This window comes from Sulfurimonas paralvinellae (assembly GCF_014905135.1).
Taxonomy (GTDB): Bacteria; Campylobacterota; Campylobacteria; order Campylobacterales; family Sulfurimonadaceae; genus Sulfurimonas; species Sulfurimonas paralvinellae.
Window position 1 is genome coordinate 841,216 of sequence record NZ_CP041406.1, and the last position, 20,765, is coordinate 861,980.

Here is a 20,765-nt window from a genome sequence, read left to right on the forward strand (position 1 = left end):
CAAATAGATAAAATCGCCTCAATTAATAGAGAAATCATCCACAAAGAGTACAAATATGTTAAAACCATTACTAATTGAGATAGGTGTTGAAGAGTTGCCGGCTGTTCCACTTTTAAAAGAACTGAGAAACATTGAAAAAAAATATGCAAAGATTTTAGAAGAGTATGCGCTTTTAGGCGAATTTGAGTTTTATTATACGCCTCGCCGACTGGTTCTTTGGCATAGAGAGTTTAAAACAGCTCAAGAAGACTCGGTAGAAGAGTTCTTTGGCGCACCTTTAAATGTGGCATATAAAGATGGCAAGCCGACAAAAGCGGCAGAAGGTTTCGCACGAAAATGTGGTGTATCTCTTGATGAGTTGACAACGGCTGAAAAGGGCGGTAAAGAAGTACTTTATTATAAAAAAGACATCAAAGGACGCCCATCAAGTGAACTGCTTCCGGAAATAGTCGACAGATGGCTGAAGTCTCTTGATTTTGGAAAATCTATGCGTTGGGGAAGCTTGCGTGAGAGTTTCATTCGTCCTATTCGCTGGGTAAATGTTATGCTTGATGATACAGTTGTTCCTATGAAGATTTTTGAAGTAGATGCAGCAAAAACAACGCGTGTACATCGCATTGCAAATTTTGATCCTGTAGCTGTTGCAGGTGCGAAAGATTACTTCCAAACACTTCAAAATGGCGGTGTAACACTCTATCAGGATGAGAGACGTAAGAAAATATTTAACGACTTTAAAAAGATTGAATCTGCGAACAAGCTTACAATCGAGGTTGATGATGATCTGCTTGCCGAAGTTGTAGCCATTACAGAAAATCCGACAGCACTGCTTGGTTCATTTGATGAAAAGTTTTTACAACTTCCGCCGGAAGTCATCATTACCTCGATGAAAGAGCATCAACGCTATTTTCCTGTTTTTAAAGATGGTAAACTTATCAATAAATTTGTCGTCGTCTCCAACGCACTGACTGATGACTTCTCTGAGGTCATCGCCGGAAATGAAAGAGTGCTTCGTCCTCGTCTTGCTGATGGACTTTTCTTTTGGGAAAATGACCTCAAAAACGGCCTTTCTACAAAAGGACTTGAAAAAGCGGCATTCTTTAAAGGACTCGGCACTATTGCAGATAAGATCGTGCGTGAGACAAAGATAGCTGAAATACTCTATGAAAAGTATAATATCGACACTCCAAAAGCTGATCTGCTTCGAGCGATGGAACTTGCAAAAGCTGACCTTATGAGCGAAATGGTTTATGAGTTTACAGAATTGCAGGGACTTATGGGTTATTATTATGCAAAAGAAGCAGGTGAAAAAGAGGCTGTAGCTATCGCCATTAAAGAACAGTATCTTCCCGAGGGTGAAGAGAGTGCGTTGCCTTCAACACCACTTAGTGCTATCGTAGCGATGAGTATCAAGCTTGATACTTTGCTTGGGCTGTTTTCAGTCAATGAGATTCCGACAGGCTCACGTGATCCGTTCGCACTGCGTCGTGCTGTAAACGGTATTATTCGCATTGTCAATGAGTATGGATTTAGATTTGACATTGTCAGGGACATGAAAGAGCTTGCAAAAAATTATGAGGGTTCAATAGATCTTGAAAAGCTGGAGAATTTTATCATTGAGCGAATCAAACGCTACTACAAGGTGAATCCATCTATCATCGAAGCGGTACTTTCTTCAGGCGAGCGTGAACTGTTGGCTCTTGGACAAAAGATAGAAGCACTTGATAATCTAGTGAATTCAGAAGGTTTTGATGAAGTAAGCTCTACCTTTAAACGTGTTGCAAACATTACGAAAGATATTAACCTCACGCAAGCATTAACAGTGGATGAGAATCTGCTTGAAGAGGATGCTGAAAAAGCACTTTATAAGCGTTATATGGAAGTCTCTTCTAAAACGTACGATTCGTACGAGGAAGAACTCGATGCTCTTCTTGGACTCAAACCAGAGCTTGATGCTTTCTTTGATAATGTCATGGTAAATGCAGAAGATGAGGCATTGAAAAACAACAGAAAGATGCTTGTTGCTTCCATTTACAAAAGTATTCTTACTATTGCAGATATTAAAGAGGTAAGTATATAGTTCTTATAATTACTGCAGGCTTTTAATAGTACGTAGCTGCCTTTGTATCTTTTTGTGGTAGATGAGTGAAGTGTTATTTGTTTTATCTATCTTCAAAGCTTTTTCAAAACACTGTTTTGCCTGATCGAGATTTTTGCTGTTATAGTATCTTTTTCCTTCATTCACCAGTCTGTTTACCGCTTCTTTTGCTCTTTTATTCGCTTTTGCTATGATCTGCTTCGCCTGCCTGTTTTGTGATTCCAACTGTAAGACTTTTTTAGCATAGTCAATGGATTCCAAATAGTTGTTTTGCTTGAGAGCTTTTTGTGCCATGGCTAAATTGTGTTTTTTACTTTGTTTGAAAGCTATGCGTTGCATGTATTTTTCTGCTGTAACATCATCAGGGTAAATAGATAAAATCTCGAGAAATTTTTGTTTTGCTTGTTTAAGATTGCCTTTTTTGTAAATAGCAATGGCATTTTTAAGTAAGATCTCTTTTTGTTCCCTTAAGAGTTCTCTCGCTTTTTGCAGGCTTGTATTTTTATAGTCATACTTTGCAAGATTGTTTAGACTGTTCTTTATAGCCTTTAACTCTTGATAGCTTCCTTTGTTGTTTATAAGCTTTGTTTCCAAAGAATTTTCAAGTGAATGAATATATATGCGCATGGCTCTGTCATTTCTGAGTTTGCTGTAGAGTTCTTGCGTGTTTTTATACTCAGGATTGTTCATCATGACACTGTTGAGTTCGATGAGAGCTCTTTTTTTGTCTTTGTAGAGATATTTTTTGGCATTTTGATAATGAATGTAGGCTCTTTTTTTCGCTTCTACCTTAATCTCTTTTATCTTTTGTAATGGTATGGCAGGATAGCCTTCATAAAAGTTTACGAGTTCATAAGCCTTGATGGCATCATAATAATATCCATATTTGTAGTCTTCGTTTCCCATTTTTCGATGAAGACGAATCTCATTTTTAATAGATTTGTAGATAAGGCGTTTATCATGTGAATCAAGTTCCTTGACCTCTTTGTTAAGTTTTGTAATATGTATCTGTTTTTTTTGTACAACCGTAGTGTGCTTTTTTTCCAAAGGAACACAGGCAGTTAGAAATATCAATAAAAAAGCTGAAAAAAGAGTAAAGAGTTTCATCTTATGACACCTTGCTCTCAATTGAGTAGGCTGTGACGTGGTTTGTGATGCCTTTTAGAGATAACGGTTCAGTAAGCGTATAGTTACATTTGTATCCAGAGTGAGCAAACGTTTTTTTATCGATGATGATTTCACCGCCTTTTGCATAAGAACAGAGACGGGAAGTCATATTGACCGCTAGTCCTATTGCAGTATAATCCATATGATCATCATAACCGACATTACCAACAATAACCTGACCTTTAGATATTCCGATTCCGACCTGACAAGTGGTTTTATTTTCATTTTTTCGTAAAATATTCTCTTTTTGAATGGTCTGTTGGATTTCAATAGCAGATTGAAGTGCCCGTTGACTGGCGTCTTCTCCTGAAAATGAAGCCATTGTTTCATCACCTATAAATTTATCGATATCACCTTTGTTTTTCTTGATAATTTTCGCTTGAAGTGAAAAGTAAAAGTTGACGATTTCAATGACCTCTTGCGGTGTTTTTTTCTCATTTAAAGAGGTGAAGTCTCTAATATCACAGAATAAAAAGGTCATATTTCTGTACTCTCCGCCTAAGGCAGCCGGTTCGTGTGAAGATTTTTTAATCATATCTACCGTGGAGTTGGAAACGAACTTCTGGAGTTTATCTTTCTCTTTGAGCCAGTTTACCATTGTATTAAAGTGGTTTGCAAGATTTTGAATCTCATCGTTCGTATGAATGTCGAGATGGATGTCAAGATTACCTTTGGTGATTTCAGAAGATGCTTTTGTAATCTCTAAGATTGGTTTGGTGACGCGTGTTCCTATAAAATAGACATAGAGTGTCGAGAGGAGTAAAATGATAAAAGCAATAGTGTATATATAATTAAGAACCTGATCGATGATCTTCGAGATGGCTTTTTTGTCATAATAGAGCAAAGTAAAACCAAGAAGGATGTTTTCACCCTTGTACTTGTAGAGAATCGGGCGTATGAAGCGATAAGTTTCAATGGACTGTGTTGGAGTTTTTATAGTGTAAGTATCATAGGTAACATGCTCTGTTTTACAGTTCTGAAGGTATTTGAGAAGGCCTTTCTCAAGAGGGAGATCTTTTACTTTTTCCCCAAATCCTGAAATATATTGGAAGTAGTTTTTTTGACCATTTTTTTGTCTTTCATAAATAGATATGCCAAGCAGACCATCAATGTGTGATTCTTTAAGCCGTTCGATGGCATCGTTAAGACTGAGACGATTTTCATAGGTACGTTCTAAAAGTGCAAAAGAAGAAAAATCTGAGATACGTTCAATGGTCGTTGAACTGACCTCAAATGCTTTTTTTTCAATGTTTTCTTTTATAAATGGAATGATAAAGTAGTTTTGTACAGAGATAGCCAGAAAGATAGAGACAAATACAAAGCTGATAAGCTTTAATTTTAATCCGCCTCTGTATAATAACTCTTTAATAGTTTTTCGAATCATTCTATTATTTTACCTGAAAATTCTAAAGGAAAGTTATAAAGTGTATGATGTAGCAGTAATCGGGGCAGGAATAAACGGATGCAGTGTCGCTTATGAGTTCACACAGACCGGAAAAAATGTCATAGTTTTTGACAAAGAAGGTGTGGCTAGCGGCGGCAGTGGTGCTGCCGGTGCTTTCATCTCTCCGAAATTCTCTAGAGCAGGGGAACTTAAGGAGATTATAGAAGATGCTTTTGTCTACTCTATGGAGTATTATGAAAAAAACTTTCAAAACTTTTTTACAAAAGCACAACTGCTGCATATTGCTAAAGATGAAGTAGAAGAAGAAACATTGAAAATTTTTAAAGAAAAAACATCGCTTCCTTTAAAAATTCCCGAACAAAAAGTTTTGGACTCTCTCACGCAGAGTGCACGAGTTAGAGAATATGTTTCTTTGGATGCAGGTGTAGTTGCCGCTAAAGGTGTTTGCCAGAAGATGATAGCTGCTGCAAAGTTCGTTACATTGCATGTAGAAGATTTAGTCTGGGAAGATGGGTACTGGCTCATCAATGAAACATATGCCGCACGTGAGGTTGTCTTGGCGACAGGAGCATACAAAACTATCATAAATGAGCCATATATCGGTCTGCGTGGGGTATGGGGACATAGAATAGATGTTAAAAGTACGTTTGAAAATCCCTACTCAATTCATCAGTTCGTTTCAATCTCACCAACGAATCAAGGCATAACTGCGATTGGTGCGACACATAATGTTCACTATCATCCAGAGATAAACAAAGAACCGTATGATGTAAAGCAGGGCAGAGAGGAACTGCTTGAAAAAGCTTCACGCACAGTGAAGATCGATGATGTTGAAATAGTGAAAGATTACATGGGACTGCGTTCGGGTTCGCATGACTATATGCCGCTTGTCGGTCCACTTGTACTCTCACGTGAGACATTGGAGTGCTGTGAAAAGAAGATCCGCGTAAAGAGACCGGATTTTGAAAATTTTCTCTACTATCCGCATCTTACAATGATAAACGGCAGTGGAGGTTACGGTTTTGTTCTTGCCCCTTATCTGGCAAAAATATTAAAAGATTACATCGTAAGTGACAAACACATAAGCCAAAGAATAGTCCCTGCAAGATTCTTTGCCCGTTGGGCGAAAAAAAAGATTTGAGGATAGGAAGGTAAGCTTTTAAGAGATCTTAACTATCTGTGGTGGGATTGTCTTAAAAACTTCCTTGATCCCATTGGCTCTTATTTGGCGCATTTTTCCTGTGGCAAACGGGGAGAGAAAGTAGGCGATTTCTTTACATTCTTCGGCATCGTAGTTGTTGTCATGCATAAAGACGACTGTTTTATCAAGCTTGTTGACGTGCTCGCTGAGTGCTCTTGCATATGCGATGATGTTTTTGTGGTGCCTGTCATATTTGTGACCCATACCAAAAAAGACAAATTTTCCGGTAAGACGAATATTTGGAATGTCGATGTAATTGAGATGACGGTCATAACGAGTCAGCTGCGTTGAAGTGAATTTGTCTAAATCGGCATCAAACTCTTCTAGAATAGGTGTGGGTTCTATATTTTCACGATTATAGTTAAAGAGGTAGCGAATCTCAACTAGTTTGCCTTTATAGTGCTCTTTTAATGCGGCATTGAGGACATACATGCGGGGTGTTTCCTGAATGGTGACATACTCGTCATATTTGTCAAATCCCTCATCTTGTAAAAAGCGGCTCATCTTATAACCTGTCGGTGTCTCTTCAGGATTGTACAAAAAGATAGTTCCTACTACATGTTTGCGCTTTTTTTTGAGCATATTTTCAAGGTCGGCTACGCTGATCTTTTCATCTTCGTTTTCATTAATGTAGATATATTGTTCTACGAGATAATCCATATCGAAATTTGTTGAGAATTTTCCAAATACTTGCATATAATAAACCTTTTAATTTTGCGAATTATACTATAATTATCAACATGATTTATATAGCTTTTATGATTTTTACACTCTTGGTTCTTATTTTTGTCTTTTACCAGTGGCAGTATTTTATGATCTTTTCTCCTCTGTATTACAGAGAAGAGCCTTTATGTGAGTTCTGCACGCCGTTGAGTATTGTAACAGATGACGGAATTGAGCTTGAAGGTGTCATTTATGAACCGACAGAGTACAAAAACAGGCTTCTTGTTTTTGTAGGACGTAGTCATGATGCAGTTGCACTTATCAATAGGTTTGCAAAGCTCTATCCAAATACGCAGATCATCACTTTCAATTATCGCTCTTACGGCAAAAGCGATGGTGTGGCAAGTGAGAAAAACTTTTTGAGCGACGGTGTGAAGATAGCTGAGCTTGTGCAAAAGAACTACGGAGATTTTTATCTGCTTGGCTTTTCCATAGGTTCAAGTGTTGCTGCTTATGTCGCTACAAAGGTAAAAGTAAAAGGTCTTTTTTTGATTGGTGCCTTTGATTCTATAGCATCACTGACAAAAAGTAAATTTGGCATTAACCTCAAACCTGTGTTAAGATACTGCTTCAATACAAAAAAATTTATACAACAGGTAGATGTGCCGACATATCTTTTCGTCAGTCGTGATGATGAAATAATCTATATAGAAAATGCAAGAGCACTGAAAAAAGCTGTGCTGAATCTTGCTTACTATGTCGAGTTTGACAATTTGCATCATAAAGAGTTGCTGTGGGATGAACGTGTTGTGAAAAAAATAAAAGAGGTGATTGCGTGAGTGAGTTGGGATTTTTACTGAAAAAATTTATATCTTTTTTCCTTGAACCAGTTGGTTTGATTTTAACATTGTTGGCTCTTGGGATCTACTACTTTTATGCGAAAAATGAAAACAGAGCCGAGAAGTTCTTTCTTGCATCCTTTTTTCTGCTTCTGCTTTTTGCATATCCACCGTTTGCAAACTATCTTGTATCTGGGCTGGAAAATCAATATGCAAAATATGATTATAAACAGAGTGCTGCTTACATTCATGTACTCGGAAACGGACACGACACAGATCCGTCACAGCCTATCTCTTCACAGATCTCTGATGCAGGAATCAAGAGAGTTGTTGAAGGTATAATCATTCACAACCATATGTCTGATTCCAAAATTATATTTACAGGTTATGAAGGAAAAACAGATATCAGCAATGCACAGATGAATGCACGACTTGCCAGAGAGTTAAATGTCTCACGCAGTGATATTCTCATCAATCCGCTGCCAAAAGATACAAAGGAAGAAGCACTTTTTACCAAAATGGTTGTCGGAGATAAGCCGTTCGTGCTTGTGACATCGGCTTCGCATATGCCAAGAGCGATGATGCTGTTTGAATCACTCGGTATGCATCCAATTGCTGCACCGACAAGTTTTTATAAACAAGAGTTTCAAGGTTATTTGCGTGCACCGAGCGCACATGCACTTTTTGTCTCTACCCTTGCTATCCATGAATACATTGGAATAGCATGGGCAAAGGTGAAGTATTTGCTCAGAGGAGTTTTTTCATAAGTTCGATGTGGTAACTCTCTTGATAATTGATAAAATTGAAGAATTTTGAGAGCTTTTCATCCTTGATGGCATCACTGAGCTCTTTACACATCTCTTTTGCAGCTTCTTCTTCGGCAATACCGTCTTTGACGAACTTGTCCAGGTCTTTGACGACATAGGTCATTTCATGCAGCTCACGCGGCAGTGCCAAAATGCCAAGTCGTGCCATCATATTGCCAAATGATTTCAAGTGAAAGTGTGATTCATCTACAAGGTCCTGAAATACGTTGAAATGCAATACATTGTCAGTTCGTGCCTGCATATAGGCATAAACAAGAATAAGTTCATACTCTTTGTATGACTCTTCAAACAAAAAGAGTGTCAAGGCATCAATTTGAGCCTGATCGAGATCTTCCCATTTGCGCTGCATATTAAAGGCAGTTACCTCAGCGTCATTTGTTTTGTCAGATAGAAGTTCCGAGATGTATTGCAAAAGATAGGCATCATCTGTTGTCATACGTTCACCCAAGATACTTTCAGGGTAAATTTTGCCGGCAGACTCGAGCGTGTTTTTAAGAGCCGCCAAGATATCAAAATTGCTTTCTCTTTTGAAAAGCTGCATATCTCTGTCGTAGTTGTAATCATCGCCATTTTCTAAAATCGACTCTCCAAGCCATTTCATATGTCGAAAAGCGATCTGAGAAAAATCATAGAGACGTGACTTAATGGCTTCATCATTGATGGCAAAAGATGCAAAGAGGATCTCAAGCCACAGCTCATGTTTTGTTTGATATAGTCTATTTTTCATCATTTTCTCCTTCTTGTTCGGGAATTTCGCAGCTCTCTTTCATTTTAAGTACATGGAGTTCTTCATCCGCACCATTGTCTCTGTTTTCTTTGTTTTTCAAAGAAGCTATAAATGCCGTAAATACAATGTCGGCACAGACTTGCTGTTTAGGAGAGAGTTTTCCAAGTTTTTCATGCATTTTTTGCACTGCCTGCTGCGCATAATCAAGATCATTACCTAGAATCATCTCCGTAAACATAGAGCCGATAACAACAGTGTCCTGACAGCCGTTCGTTGCATATTTTACATCTTTAATAAGCTCATTGTCTAGTTTTGTATAGAAAATGACATACTCTCCCGTCTTTTCATCGAGTGCAACACCGACACCGTCAGCATCATCGAGTTTACCATAGTTCTTTGGATACATAAGATGCTCCAGAGCTTCCGGACTCATTCCCTCCGGCATTTTGACATCTTCAAACATACTTCATATCTCCTTTAGTATTTTATTTTAGCAAGGTAAAGCCCGTTTGGAGGGGCAGAATCTACCTTGTGATTTGTATGGGTTAACTTTTGCAACAGTTGTTCTTCAGTGAGTTTGAACAGTGAACCGACCATCATACGAATCTGACTGCGTAAAAAACCGTTTGCCTCGAAGTTGAGTATTATATACCCTTTATGCTTATATGCAAAAGCTTTGTAGATGAAACGTACAGTCGTTTTTTCATCGCTGCCGTTTTTTTTAAAATGTTTGAAGTCGTGTTCACCGATAAAATGCTGCATTTTTTTATTTAATGATGCAATATTAATCTTTTTCGTGATCGAAGTAACAAAATCTGCTTCAAAAGGTGTTACTGCGCTATTTTTGATTATGTAGCGGTAAACTCTTTTTTTTGTGCTGTAGCGTGCATGAAAATCATCATTGACCTCTTTTACCATACGAACACGGATGGAAGAGGGGAGCATGAAATTGAGTACGCGCTTAAGCTTTGTTGTGTCAGTCCAATAGGGCGGCAGGTCAAAATGGCATACTTGCCCGGTCGCATGAACCCCTTTGTCCGTTCGACCGCTGGCGATAACTCGCTGCTCGATTCCAAGCTCTTTGAGCGCTTTTTCAAATACCCCGAAGATGGTATTTGTAAAATCTCTTTGAACTTGAGAGCCAAGATAGTGTGTGCCGTTATAGGCTAAAGTGACTGCAACTCGCATCAGAACTTTTTAACGATGGTTTTTCTATAGTACATATAGCTGACTCCAAGCCAAAAGAGAGCAACGGCAGGAATAGTGTAAAAGCCAAGATGCTTTTCAACTGCCAAAAGACCTGCGTAGAAAAAAAGAATTGTTAAAAACATATAGAGATATATCTTTGATTTTTGATGCCTGACTTGAACGATACCGAAACTGACAACTAGAAAAAGAGTTAAAACAGGAAAAAGGCTCATGAGCGTATTTCGTATCATCAGGTGTTTTTTTCGCCCTTCCAGCTTTTCTTCGAACCAGTATTGCAGTGGTTTTTTGTAGTTTATCAAGTCAGTTTTCATTGTGTCATTGATAAACATCGTTTTAAAGTTGATTTGTGAAAATTTTTCTGTAGAGTAACTGTAGCCTTGCCCATTTGTCAGTTTGAGGCGTAGAATTCCTGCATCATTGATGACCTGCGCTTTTTTTGCAGCAATGAGGATCTCTTCTTTTTGTTTTTTATTGAACAAAAAGACCTTTTCAAAACTGCCGTCTTTATTCTTTTTTCCAAGGTACAAAAGCCAGTCTCCAAAACTGTTCCCGAATTCACTTGCTGAAAGGTTGAATTTGGCTTCACTCTTTTTGTATGAGATGAAATTCTTGGAAAGTACTGTCGCATGTGGAGTGATGATGATGAAATTAAAAAACATAACAGCACTGAGCAGTATTGCAGGCCAAAAGAATGTACGGACAATAAAAGCTGGTTTGATGCCAAGTGCAAACAATACAATAACCTCGTTATCGTTTGATAGCTTAAAGAGTGAGAGCGTCGCAGCCACAAAAAAAGTTATTGGGAGTGTATAAAACAGAAGTTGCGGCAGAATAAAGATATAAAGTTTTGTCATTTCCCAGATAGTCAACTGAATAATTGCTGTATATGCTGCAAGCTTGATGAGAAAAATAACAGATGCAATGGCAAAGAGCGGCACAAAAATAGAGAGAAAAAGAGCTGAGAAATTGTTGAGTATGTACTTTCTGAGACGTTTCATCAGTAGCTTGCCTTGATATAATCCATAATCTGTGAATCAAAAAGAAAAACGATGAATGTCGCAATCGCTAAAAAAGGTACGAAAGGAACACGTTGCTCCTCAGCTGAACGTCCAAGCATAATAACCATAACAGGCAGAGCCAAAAGAGCTGATAAAAAGATAGCGACAAGACCGAGCTTGATACCAAGAAGTGCTCCCATTGTGGCAGCTACCATAATGTCACCTTCACCCATGGCTTCTATAAAAGGTGTTCTATCATAGTGCTTGTTCCATGAAGTTTTTGTCTTTTTACCTGCTCGAAAAACTGAGGAAGTCAAATAGTATGAGAGGGCAAAGCGTAACAGAGTGAATCCCCCGGCAAAAAGAAGTGCATTTTGAAAATTCTCTGCCACTCCGTGAACATTCCAAGCTCCAAAAACTGCAAAAAAGATAGCAAGAAGATTTAATGAATCGGGAATCATTTTGTATCGAAAGTCGATGACTGAAAGGGCAAGTAGCATTAAAAAGCTCATACCGATGAAAAATGAGGCAAAAGAGATGCTGTATTTCGCAGCGATAGCAAGAAAGATAAGAGCGGAGACAAGTTCAACAACAGGGTATTGGATAGAGATAGGTGTCTTGCAGTAAGCACATTTTCCACGCAGAAACAACCAGGAAAGCAGGGGAATATTATGCCAAGGTTTTAGTTTTTCGCCGCAGTTGGTACAATGTGAAGCACCAAAAACGATGCTTTCCCCTTGTGGTATTCTAAGAATAACTACATTTAAAAACGAACCAATCAGCAGCCCTAAGATAAAAGCCAGTAGTAAATTATATTCCATTATTTCAATCCCCCAAATCTTCGCTCGACTTTTTTAAATTTTTTGATGATTTTTTCCAGTTCTTTAATAGAAAAATCAGGCCAGAGTGTATCGACAAAGAAAAGTTCGGCATAGGCCGCCTGCCAAAGTAAAAAATTTGAGAGACGTTTGTCTCCTCCGGTTCTTATCAACATATCGACATTATGATTACAGTCAAGTGCATTTGAAAGCATCTGTGCAGTGATGTCGGATTCAGTATGTCTTAGTTTGTTTACTGCACGCACTATTTCATCCTGTGCTCCGTAGTTCAGTGCCAATGACTGCACAAGACCGTCACAGTGTGCTGTCTTTTCTTGAACTGTAATGATCGTTTTTTGCAGTGATTTGGAAAAAGCGCGAATATCACCGATAGGTTCAAAACGGACATTATTTTTAAGATAAACCTCAAGTTCATTTTTCAGATAATTATCAAGCAGTTTCATTAAAAACTCAACTTCAAGTCGAGGCCGTTTCCAGTTCTCAGTAGAGAATGCATAGAGCGTGAGACGTTCTATCTCTTCATTGTTTGAGCAGTATGTTGTTATCTCTTTGACAATCTTGGCACCGGCTTCATGACCTTTTACACGTTTTTTTCCCTGCAGTTCTGCCCAGCGCCCGTTGCCGTCCATAATAATTGCTATATGTTTTGCTGCATTCATTTAGTACTCTTGAAGTTCTTTTGCATTGTTGAGAATTTCAAAAGAGACGTTCAATTTGTCATTTTTTGCAATTGAAGTTACTTGCTCTTTTGTTATAAACTCAATGGCGTTGCTGTCGGAGCCAAAACTTGATGAATTCTCTAAAATATTCAGACAGACTGCATCAAGATTTTTAGCCTGCAACATTTTTCCTGCATTGTCGATGGCTGAGAGTGCATTCATTTCAGCTTTGAAACCGATCACTGTTATGCCGTCTTTGTCAATAGAACTTAAAATGTCAATGTTCTTTTTTAGAGATAAAGACCATTCGTCTCCCAGAATTTCTTTTTTCAGTTTGCCCTCTTGTGTAAATTTTGGAACATAGTCACTGACAGCAGCAGCCATAAAAAGATAAGGTCGTTTTTCTATAAGATGAATGTGTTCATCACGCATAAGTGTCGGTTTTGAAAGTTTTGGTTTTTTAGCGATGCGGATAGAGTCTGTAAGGTACTCCAGCATCTCCTGAGAACTCTCCACATCGATTTTATGCATATTTGTCGGCAGGTCTGTATCAAATCGTGTTGTTATGAGGTTGACATCTGCACCTTTTAGATAGAGTGCCGTAGCTAAAGCAGAAGCCATTTTACCACTGGAAAAATTAGAGAGATAACGTACTTCATCGATCTTCTCAATGGTACCGCCGCCTGTTACAATGACGCGTCTGTCGACCCAAAATTCATCTTTTAGCAACTCACGTGCACTTTGGTAAAAAATGTCAAGCGGTTCAGCCATAGCACCATCACCTGTCGTCTTACATGCAAGCTCTTTTACCTGTGTATCGAGAATTGTATAGTTGGCAATACCAAGCATTTTAAAATTTGCTTGTGTGATTGGGTTTTGGAGCATATTGGTATTTGCCGAAGGAGCAAGAATTTTCATACCGGAGTAAGCTAAAGCACATTGTAACAGGATGTTGTCAGCAATGGCGTTGGCAAGTTTGGCAACAGTGTTTGCCGTTGCGGGTGCAATTACCATCAGGTCCGCCCATTGTGTGATCTTAATATGGTTAAAGTCAGTTGACCAGTCTTCATTGGTATCGTCAAGGACTTTCTTGGAAGTGAGTGTCTCAAAGGTGAGTGGTGCTACGAATTTTTTTGCACTCTCACTCATCACGACCCGCACCTCTGCACCTGCTTTGACAAAAAGTCTGACGAGCTCAAGTGATTTGTAAGCAGCGATAGAACCGGTAACGGCTAAAAGAATTTTTTTATCTTGAAGTAAGTCATTTGCAATATTCATAAAAATCTTTCTATTTTTTTTGTATTTTACCTAAAAATACTTATATTTGTATTTGCTTTTAACTAAAGGGTGATATTGAAAACTAGGCACAATTAGGAAAAGCTATTTTGAAAATAACTGTTACGAGAGTATACACTGAACGGAAATATTAACAAATTAAGTACTAGTTGAGAAATATTCTATTGTGCTTGCACTACAATGTAAAAAACAGATTAGCAATAAGAAGGTGAAAAACATGACAAAAACTCTTTTGGCAAATATAGAATCAATTCCGGCACTTCCTGAGTCTGTACAGGAAGTTGAAAGAATTTACCATGATTCGGAATCAACATTTGAAGATATGCAAAAAGCAATAGAAAAAGATCCACTTTTGACGGCAAATATACTTCGCATCGTAAACTCTCCTGCTTATGGGATTAAAAGCAACATTACTGGTGTTAAACAGGCAATTTCATTGCTAGGTAAAGATGCTGTGCGTACTTTTGTGCTTGCAAGTGCAGTAGATTCAAATTTTGAGATAGATCTTTCACCATACAATATGACAAAAGAGGAGTTTGCACTTGCCTGTGATAGACAGCTCTCTTTAACGATAAATTGGCTCATTCGTAAAGAATCCAAAAATCTTGCCATTTTGGCACCGGCAGCGTTTTTAGTTGACATCGGTCGTGTTATTATTGCTAAAACACTTGTCGAAGATGATAAGGTAGATATCATTCAGCAGGCACTCTTAGCAGGTGAAGATATCTCTAGTGCAGAAAAAACTGCTTGTGGAGCGCAAACTACGGATGTTACTGCAACACTTTTTCATAAATGGGGCCTTGATCCTGAGGTCGTTCATATTATTCGTTACAGTGATGATCCGGAAGGAACTGGACCTGAGGAACAAAGAATGGCGGCAGAATTAAAAGCTGTGCGTGAGACGGTTATGCCAAACGGTGAGATCACGGATGAGTCTATCGAGACAGCAAAAGAGACAATAGAAGAGTTTGATCTTGATCTGGAGTCATACGAAAAAGCACTTGAAAAAATTTTAGAGGCTTAAAATCTCTTCAAAAGCTGTTTTATATCTTTGCAGCTTCTCTTCAAACTTCATACTTGCGTGAGCAGGTGAAGTTGATGGCAGTGTTACTCTCTTAATTGGTAGATATTTATATTTTTTATTAAAAATTTGTTCTGCTTTTTTCCCTGTAAATAGAATTAGTTCTATATTTGGATACTTTTGCAAAAGTGTTTTAAAATCATTGACTTCTATATTTTTCAAGTTTGTATCACTTGAATTCCCTTTTTCTCTCTGCAGGCTTTTAGCGCTGTCAAAGAGTGCTAAATGATGCTTTTTACAAAGGGCAGTTTTTTTCTCTTTTGTAGTTGCTTTTTCATTGAATATCTGCGAGAGAATAGGCCAGAACTGGTTGCGTGGATGGGCATAGTAGAAGCCTTCTTCCAAAGATTTGATACTTGGAAAAGAGCCCAGTATCAAAATTTTGGAATCAGGAAAAATAACAGGCTTTAGCGTATGCTGTTCAAGTGTCACGTATCTTGTTTTTTCCCGAAAAATTTATAATAAAAATCTTTTACAAGACGCATCTTCGTTCTGCTTAGAACGAGATTTCCACTCTCAATAGTTCCGCTTGTAACGGTTGTTCCCGCTGCTATCATCACATCGTCGCCAATGGTTACAGGTGCTACAAGCTGGCTGTCACTGCCTATAAAAACATTTTTGCCAATAATGGTTTTGTATTTATTGATGCCGTCATAGTTGCAGGTAATTGTTCCCGCACCGATATTGGTGCCTTTATCTATATCGGCATCGCCAAGGTAGCTTAAATGTCCTGCTTTGACACCTGTGAGTGTAGCTTTTTTTGTCTCTACAAAGTTGCCGATGTGAGTGTCTCTTAGCTGCGTGAGAGGGCGTAGGTGTGCCATAGGACCACAGTCTGAGTTTTGCATGATGCTATCTTCTACAACAGATCCGGCTTTTATGTGAGAATTGATTATTTTGCTCTCACCTGTAATGCGGCAGTTGTTTTCAACACTGCACTCTCCTTCAAAAACAACACCCTCTTCGATATAGATAGTCTCAGGAAGCTGCATGCTCACACCGTCTCGCATCCATTGATCTCTTATGCGACGCTGCATAATAACCTCTGCTTCAGCGAGATCTTTTTTAGAATTGACTCCTTTAAAATGTTCTTCATCGACAAGAAGCGGTACAATGGAACACTCATCCTCATTTGCCATGGCGATAATGTCAGTCAGATAATACTCTTGCTGTGCATTGTCATTTTCAAGATCGGGAATATAGCGTTCAAGAATAACTTTTGAAAAAGCGTAGATACCGGCATTGACAGTCGTGACATTGAGTTCGGCGTCATCGGCGTCTTTTTGTTCTACAATATACTCGACATGATTGTTGCGTATGATGACTCTGCCGTAACCGTTAGGATCTTCAAGGTCGAAAATACTCATGATGATATCTGCTTCAAGTTCTAAAAAACCTTTGAGCGCATCCGCTGTGATGAGCGGCATGTCACCGTTGAGAACGAGGACTTTGTCATATTTTGGTGCGATGTCCATAACAGCACCACCGGTTCCAGGATAATTTTTGGCATCCTGTTCTATAAAATTGATGTTGTCAAAATAGTGCTGCATTGATTCGATAACAGCATCTTTTTGATGTGCGACCACAACACTAATGTCATCAGAAAGTTTTTTAGACTCTTTGATGATATGATATAACATCGGTTTTCCACTGATAGAGTGCAATACCTTTGCTTTGTTTGATTTCATGCGGCTGCCTTTCCCGGCTGCCAAGATTACTATACTTATTTGTTGTTCTGTCATAAATGCTCTTTAGGTGAAATAATGGTGTAATTCTATCATTTTTTCTTTTACTTAGTATTCATTTTAAAACTGTATAATTGCAAAATTTTATAAAAAGAGAACATTTCCTTGAAATCCTTAACAAAACTCACGCAAACACAACTTATTTTACTGACAAGCCTGTTTTTAGTTGTCTTTGATAATTATGCTTTTTTTACGAACCTGATAAAAGTTTACCCGATGAGTGAAAACTTTGGTTTTGTTGCCTCTACAGCTATTGTTAATTTCTTTTTCACTGTACTGCTTCTGAGTCTGGTAAGTACAAAATGGACCATTAAACCAATTATTATTACCATTTTACTTGTCTCTTCTTTGACGAACTACTTTATGAACGCTTATCATGTCATTATTGATGCGAGTATGATTCGTAACATGATGCAGACAAATTTCAATGAATCTATGGATCTCCTGACATTCAAACAGGTTCTTTATTTTACTCTTTTAGGGATATTGCCTTCTCTTTATGTCTATAAGGTGAAAATCGAACAAAGAGGTTTGAAAACGGAACTTATTTCACGTTTGAAGTTACTTGTTACTACGATTGTTGTCATTGGTCTGTCTATCTTTCTTTTTAGTAAACATTACACTTCATTTGCACGTGAGCATAAACCATTGCGTTTTACGGTAAATCCTACCTACTGGATATATTCAACAGGGAAATATATTCATAAAACATTTAACAGTGGCCCTATTGTAGTCAAACCAATCGGCGAAGATGCTAAAGTCGTTAAAAATCTTGATGACAATCGATCGAAACTTGTAATAATGGTCGTAGGTGAAGCGGCACGAGCGGATCATTTTTCACTCAACGGCTATAAGAGAGATACAAACCCGCTTCTTGAAAAAGAGAAGGAGATCATAAACTTTACAAATATGAGCTCTTGCGGCACTTCAACTGCCGAATCTGTGCCATGTATGTTCTCCAAATATGATCGTGGAGATTACAGCTATAAAAAAGGCATTACTACTGAAAATGTTCTCGATGTGCTCAAACATACAAAAGATATTGCCATATTATGGAGAGATAATAATTCCGATTCAAAAGGTGTTGCTTTAAGAGTGCCATATGAAAATTATAAAACTCCTCAAAACAACACGGTATGTGTTGAAGGAGAATGTAGAGATGTTGGCATGCTTGTTGGACTTGACAAATTCATTGAAAAAAATAGAGGTAAGGATATTCTTATTGTTCTCCATCAGATGGGAAATCATGGTCCTGCTTATTTCAAACGCTACACAAAAGAGTTTGAAAAATTTAAGCCTACCTGTAAAACAAATCAACTTGAAGAGTGCACGCAAGATGAAATCAAAAATGCTTATGACAACGCTATTTTATATACGGACTATTTCTTAGATAATGTCATCAAATTTTTAAAGAAATATGATAATACCTATGATACGGCTATGATCTATATGGCTGATCATGGGGAGAGCCTGGGAGAGGGCGGTGTTTATCTGCATGGGTTGCCGTATTTTATGGCTCCTGATGCACAGACACATATTGGCGCTGTTATGTGGTTTGGCAAGCATATGCGTGAAAATCCTGCTGTCAAAGCTTTGCGTGAGAGAAATCATAAAGCATACTCTCAAGACAATCTGTTTGATACGCTTCTTGGAATTTTCAATGTCCAGACAAAAGTCTATGACAAAGATATGGATATGCTCGTAAAATGACGCTCAATAGGCAGATTGTTCTCACATCCTTAATACTTGCTGCGGTTATACTTTTTTTTGGTATAACCGATGTGGATTTGTGGGTGCAGGATATATTTTATAACTTTTCAACACATAAGTGGATACTTGATTCGAGTTTACAACCCTATAGATTTATATTTTATGACGGCATCAAAAAGTTGTTGATCGCTATTGCTGTGCTTCTTTTGTTAACACTTCTCTTTTTTTATAAAATGAGAATTGTGCAAGAATATAAAAGAGGAATGGTTATTGTAATACTTTCTGCTATTTTTGTACCTGTCATTGTAGGCACACTAAAAAAAGAGACGAATATGCCGTGTCCATATAATGAAGTGCATTATTCTGGAATCTACCCAAGAACTGCCGTGTGGCAGGAATACCCTAAAGAGTTTACACTCACGCATAAAAGAAGTAAATGCTGGCCTGCTGGACACGCAAGTGGTGGATTTGCACTCTTGAGCCTGTTTTTTCTTTTTAAGAAAAAAAGAAATAAAATCATTGGTTTGGGAATAGGTTTTGTGACAGGTTGGAGTATGGGGCTTTATAAGATGATTATTGGAGATCATTTTTTGAGTCATACGGTCATCACAATGATACTCGCATGGCTTATTATATTGATTATCGCAAAAATGATAAGCTCTTTGCATATTTTAAAATTGTAAAAAAAAGCTACCATTTCCCTCTACATAATAATTTTTGTGGTATTATAATGTGATTATAAATTTTGACAAGGTAATTAAATGGATTTAGGTACGGTCATTGGTATTGTTTTGATTATGGCGCTGTTGCTCGGTGCTATGGTTATGGGTGTTGGTATCGGTGCATACATCGATATTCCTTCAGTGCTTATCGTTGTCGGTGGTAGTATCGGTGCCTTAATGGTTTCATTTAAACCTGCTCAAATGAAACAGTTCACAAAGATCTTCATGAAAGCCATAAAACCGGGTGAAGAAGATACAGCTGAACTTATTAAAAAACTTGTAGAATTTGCTACAAAAGCCAGAAAAGACGGTATTTTAGCGTTAGAGAGTGAAGTCAATAATGAAGAGAATGAATTTTTGAAAAAAGGGCTCTCTATGGCAATTGACGGCAGTGAACCGGATACAATTAGAGAACTTTTAGAGATAGAGATGGAGCAGACAAGTACACGTCATAAAGTGCATGGTTCCATCTTCAGCCAGTGGGCCGGACTTGCCGGTGCGATGGGTATGATCGGTACACTCATCGGTCTTGTTGCAATGCTTTTAAATATGGCTGATCCATCAGCGATTGGTCCATCAATGGCCGTAGCCTTGCTTACAACAATGTACGGTGCAATGATCGGGAATATCTTTGGTGCTCCTATTGCAAATATCTTAGCCGTTCGAAATGATGAAGAGACCATGGTAAAAGAGATGATCCTTGAAGGTATCATGTCTATTCAATCAGGAGATGCTCCACGTGTACTTGAAGCTAAACTACTCGCATTTTTAGCTCCAGCAGACCGTGTGAGTCAGTTTGACTAATGGGAAAGCAAAAGTGTCCTGAGTGTGAAGAGTGTCTTCCTGCGTGGTTAGCCGCGTTTGGAGACTTGATGTCTCTTCTCTTATGTTTTTTCGTTCTTCTTCTTTCCATGTCCAGTATGGATGCAAAAAAAGTCAGTGAAGCAATCGGTTCACTGTCGGGTGCTATGAGTGTTTTAGAAGGCGGAACAAAAACAGAAATTTCCAAACAGCGTATTCAAGAATCAACACCGATAGAATCACAAGATGAGACTTCAGAGGCTGTCAATAGAATTCAGCAGGCAGCAGCCGATGCCAATGAGATGATGGAAAAATCACAAGGCCCGGAAGTGACTGTTGATGAGGCAGAAAGCGGATTTGTCATCAAACTGCCGGCTGCACTTCTTTTTAAGCCTGGCAGCGCAACGATTGAAAATCAGGATGCTCTGTTATTTTTAAAAAGGGTTGCTCTTATTGTCGGTGAACTACCAAATGATATGCAGGTGAGTGTGCAAGGACATACTGATGACAGAGGGCCTGGTCCTTCATCACCATTTAAAGATAACTGGGAACTCTCTGCTGCACGTGCAATTTCCGTACTGCATGAACTTATCTTGGACGGTGTACAGCCAAATCGAATGTCAGCGGCAGGTTTTGCACAGTATCAACCCATAGCGACCAATGCAACTCCTACAGGCAGAGAAAAAAATCGACGTGTGGAACTTCATTTCTTTGGTAAAAAAAGTGAAGAGAACAATAAAGAGACAAGCTCTGTCTTGGATAAGGTAAATAAATAGAACAT

Annotated in this window: 21 protein-coding genes; 9 read left to right on the forward strand and 12 right to left on the reverse strand. The window is 38.3% G+C overall.

The genetic code is table 11. The features are described 5' to 3' along the window. Positions 1–55: 55 nt before the first annotated feature. Positions 56–2,077 carry a glycine--tRNA ligase subunit beta gene (glyS, locus tag FM071_RS04425; RefSeq protein WP_193111806.1) on the forward strand — a complete coding sequence of 674 codons (2,022 nt, stop codon included), beginning with the start codon at positions 56–58 and terminating at the stop codon, positions 2,075–2,077. A 9-nt stretch (positions 2,078–2,086) separates the two neighbouring features. On the opposite strand, the gene FM071_RS04430 is transcribed toward glyS, so the two are convergent. Then, positions 2,087–3,202 carry a tetratricopeptide repeat protein gene (locus FM071_RS04430; protein WP_193111807.1) on the reverse strand — a complete coding sequence of 372 codons (1,116 nt, stop codon included), beginning with the start codon at positions 3,200–3,202 and terminating at the stop codon, positions 2,087–2,089. A 1-nt stretch (position 3,203) separates the two neighbouring features. Next, the gene (locus FM071_RS04435) at positions 3,204–4,646 is read right to left on the reverse strand and encodes an adenylate/guanylate cyclase domain-containing protein (protein WP_193111808.1); all 1,443 of its coding nucleotides are present in this window, start codon (positions 4,644–4,646) and stop codon (positions 3,204–3,206) included. Between the two features lie 40 nt (positions 4,647–4,686). Here FM071_RS04435 and FM071_RS04440 point away from each other — a divergent pair, with 40 nt between their 5' ends. After that, positions 4,687–5,808 carry an NAD(P)/FAD-dependent oxidoreductase gene (locus FM071_RS04440; RefSeq protein WP_193111809.1) on the forward strand — a complete coding sequence of 374 codons (1,122 nt, stop codon included), beginning with the start codon at positions 4,687–4,689 and terminating at the stop codon, positions 5,806–5,808. A gap of 18 nt (positions 5,809–5,826) precedes the next feature. Here FM071_RS04440 and FM071_RS04445 read toward each other — a convergent pair whose 3' ends face one another. Then, entirely contained in the window at positions 5,827–6,564 is a 738-nt protein-coding gene (locus FM071_RS04445; RefSeq protein WP_193111810.1) for a hypothetical protein, read from the reverse strand. Between the two features lie 44 nt (positions 6,565–6,608). Here FM071_RS04445 and FM071_RS04450 point away from each other — a divergent pair, with 44 nt between their 5' ends. Beyond that, positions 6,609–7,370: an alpha/beta hydrolase gene (locus tag FM071_RS04450; RefSeq protein ID WP_193111811.1), complete on the forward strand. Its 762-nt coding sequence runs from the start codon at positions 6,609–6,611 to the stop codon at positions 7,368–7,370. Continuing rightward, positions 7,367–8,137, forward strand: a complete 771-nt coding sequence (locus FM071_RS04455) for an ElyC/SanA/YdcF family protein (protein ID WP_193111812.1) — start codon at positions 7,367–7,369, stop codon at positions 8,135–8,137. The genes FM071_RS04450 and FM071_RS04455 overlap by 4 nt, the downstream gene beginning before the upstream one ends. Here FM071_RS04455 and FM071_RS04460 read toward each other — a convergent pair. Genes FM071_RS04460 through coaBC form a run of 7 tightly spaced genes read right to left on the reverse strand, consistent with a single transcriptional unit; the run spans position 8,118 to position 13,907 of the window. Continuing rightward, on the reverse strand, positions 8,118–8,924 hold the full coding sequence (locus FM071_RS04460; protein ID WP_226960584.1) for an iron-binding protein: 807 nt from the start codon (positions 8,922–8,924) through the stop codon (positions 8,118–8,120). The genes FM071_RS04455 and FM071_RS04460 overlap by 20 nt on opposite strands. Then, positions 8,914–9,387 carry an iron-sulfur cluster assembly scaffold protein gene (locus FM071_RS04465; RefSeq protein ID WP_193111814.1) on the reverse strand — a complete coding sequence of 158 codons (474 nt, stop codon included), beginning with the start codon at positions 9,385–9,387 and terminating at the stop codon, positions 8,914–8,916. The genes FM071_RS04460 and FM071_RS04465 overlap by 11 nt, the downstream gene beginning before the upstream one ends. 14 nt (positions 9,388–9,401) lie before the next feature. Continuing rightward, positions 9,402–10,112: a tRNA pseudouridine(38-40) synthase TruA gene (gene truA, locus FM071_RS04470; protein WP_193111815.1), complete on the reverse strand. Its 711-nt coding sequence runs from the start codon at positions 10,110–10,112 to the stop codon at positions 9,402–9,404. After that, positions 10,112–11,131, reverse strand: a complete 1,020-nt coding sequence (locus FM071_RS04475) for an LptF/LptG family permease (RefSeq protein ID WP_193111816.1) — start codon at positions 11,129–11,131, stop codon at positions 10,112–10,114. Before FM071_RS04475 ends, truA begins: the two co-directional genes overlap by 1 nt. Beyond that, entirely contained in the window at positions 11,131–11,952 is an 822-nt protein-coding gene (locus FM071_RS04480; protein WP_193111817.1) for a prepilin peptidase, read from the reverse strand. Before FM071_RS04480 ends, FM071_RS04475 begins: the two co-directional genes overlap by 1 nt. Beyond that, on the reverse strand, positions 11,952–12,629 hold the full coding sequence (locus FM071_RS04485; RefSeq protein WP_193111818.1) for a di-trans,poly-cis-decaprenylcistransferase: 678 nt from the start codon (positions 12,627–12,629) through the stop codon (positions 11,952–11,954). The genes FM071_RS04480 and FM071_RS04485 overlap by 1 nt, the downstream gene beginning before the upstream one ends. Continuing rightward, positions 12,630–13,907 (reverse strand): bifunctional phosphopantothenoylcysteine decarboxylase/phosphopantothenate--cysteine ligase CoaBC, encoded by a 1,278-nt coding sequence (gene coaBC, locus FM071_RS04490; RefSeq protein WP_193111819.1) that lies wholly within the window; start codon positions 13,905–13,907, stop codon positions 12,630–12,632. A 235-nt stretch (positions 13,908–14,142) separates the two neighbouring features. Between coaBC and FM071_RS04495 the strand changes: the two genes are divergently transcribed. Next, the gene (locus FM071_RS04495; RefSeq protein ID WP_193111820.1) at positions 14,143–14,949 is read left to right on the forward strand and encodes an HDOD domain-containing protein; all 807 of its coding nucleotides are present in this window, start codon (positions 14,143–14,145) and stop codon (positions 14,947–14,949) included. On the opposite strand, the gene FM071_RS04500 is transcribed toward FM071_RS04495, so the two are convergent. Next, the gene (locus FM071_RS04500; protein WP_193111821.1) at positions 14,938–15,438 is read right to left on the reverse strand and encodes a DNA-deoxyinosine glycosylase; all 501 of its coding nucleotides are present in this window, start codon (positions 15,436–15,438) and stop codon (positions 14,938–14,940) included. The two genes, FM071_RS04495 and FM071_RS04500, sit on opposite strands and share 12 nt — an antisense overlap. Further along, a complete protein-coding gene (gene glmU, locus FM071_RS04505) occupies positions 15,435–16,748 on the reverse strand; it encodes a bifunctional UDP-N-acetylglucosamine diphosphorylase/glucosamine-1-phosphate N-acetyltransferase GlmU (protein ID WP_193111822.1) in 1,314 nt (437 codons plus the stop codon). Before glmU ends, FM071_RS04500 begins: the two co-directional genes overlap by 4 nt. Before the next feature lie 108 nt (positions 16,749–16,856). Between glmU and FM071_RS04510 the strand changes: the two genes are divergently transcribed. From FM071_RS04510 to FM071_RS04525, 4 genes are all read left to right on the forward strand, one after another. Next, positions 16,857–18,461 (forward strand): phosphoethanolamine transferase, encoded by a 1,605-nt coding sequence (locus FM071_RS04510; protein ID WP_193111823.1) that lies wholly within the window; start codon positions 16,857–16,859, stop codon positions 18,459–18,461. Further along, entirely contained in the window at positions 18,458–19,144 is a 687-nt protein-coding gene (locus FM071_RS04515; RefSeq protein ID WP_193111824.1) for a phosphatase PAP2 family protein, read from the forward strand. The genes FM071_RS04510 and FM071_RS04515 overlap by 4 nt, the downstream gene beginning before the upstream one ends. A gap of 78 nt (positions 19,145–19,222) precedes the next feature. Next, on the forward strand, positions 19,223–19,987 hold the full coding sequence (locus tag FM071_RS04520; RefSeq protein ID WP_193111825.1) for a motility protein A: 765 nt from the start codon (positions 19,223–19,225) through the stop codon (positions 19,985–19,987). Then, positions 19,987–20,760 carry an OmpA/MotB family protein gene (locus FM071_RS04525; RefSeq protein WP_193111826.1) on the forward strand — a complete coding sequence of 258 codons (774 nt, stop codon included), beginning with the start codon at positions 19,987–19,989 and terminating at the stop codon, positions 20,758–20,760. The genes FM071_RS04520 and FM071_RS04525 overlap by 1 nt, the downstream gene beginning before the upstream one ends. Positions 20,761–20,765 lie beyond the last annotated feature (5 nt).

Coding starts and splice junctions, on each gene's coding strand:
- glyS (WP_193111806.1), top strand. CDS start 56: ATGTTAAAACCATTACTAATTGAGATAGGTGTTGAAGAGTTGCCGGCT.
- FM071_RS04430 (WP_193111807.1), bottom strand. CDS start 3,202: ATGAAACTCTTTACTCTTTTTTCAGCTTTTTTATTGATATTTCTAACT.
- FM071_RS04435 (WP_193111808.1), bottom strand. CDS start 4,646: ATGATTCGAAAAACTATTAAAGAGTTATTATACAGAGGCGGATTAAAA.
- FM071_RS04445 (WP_193111810.1), bottom strand. CDS start 6,564: ATGCAAGTATTTGGAAAATTCTCAACAAATTTCGATATGGATTATCTC.
- FM071_RS04450 (WP_193111811.1), top strand. CDS start 6,609: ATGATTTATATAGCTTTTATGATTTTTACACTCTTGGTTCTTATTTTT.
- FM071_RS04460 (WP_226960584.1), bottom strand. CDS start 8,924: ATGAAAAATAGACTATATCAAACAAAACATGAGCTGTGGCTTGAGATC.
- FM071_RS04465 (WP_193111814.1), bottom strand. CDS start 9,387: ATGTTTGAAGATGTCAAAATGCCGGAGGGAATGAGTCCGGAAGCTCTG.
- truA (WP_193111815.1), bottom strand. CDS start 10,112: ATGCGAGTTGCAGTCACTTTAGCCTATAACGGCACACACTATCTTGGC.
- FM071_RS04475 (WP_193111816.1), bottom strand. CDS start 11,131: ATGAAACGTCTCAGAAAGTACATACTCAACAATTTCTCAGCTCTTTTT.
- FM071_RS04480 (WP_193111817.1), bottom strand. CDS start 11,952: ATGGAATATAATTTACTACTGGCTTTTATCTTAGGGCTGCTGATTGGT.
- FM071_RS04485 (WP_193111818.1), bottom strand. CDS start 12,629: ATGAATGCAGCAAAACATATAGCAATTATTATGGACGGCAACGGGCGC.
- coaBC (WP_193111819.1), bottom strand. CDS start 13,907: ATGAATATTGCAAATGACTTACTTCAAGATAAAAAAATTCTTTTAGCC.
- FM071_RS04495 (WP_193111820.1), top strand. CDS start 14,143: ATGACAAAAACTCTTTTGGCAAATATAGAATCAATTCCGGCACTTCCT.
- glmU (WP_193111822.1), bottom strand. CDS start 16,748: ATGACAGAACAACAAATAAGTATAGTAATCTTGGCAGCCGGGAAAGGC.
- FM071_RS04515 (WP_193111824.1), top strand. CDS start 18,458: ATGACGCTCAATAGGCAGATTGTTCTCACATCCTTAATACTTGCTGCG.
- FM071_RS04520 (WP_193111825.1), top strand. CDS start 19,223: ATGGATTTAGGTACGGTCATTGGTATTGTTTTGATTATGGCGCTGTTG.
- FM071_RS04525 (WP_193111826.1), top strand. CDS start 19,987: ATGGGAAAGCAAAAGTGTCCTGAGTGTGAAGAGTGTCTTCCTGCGTGG.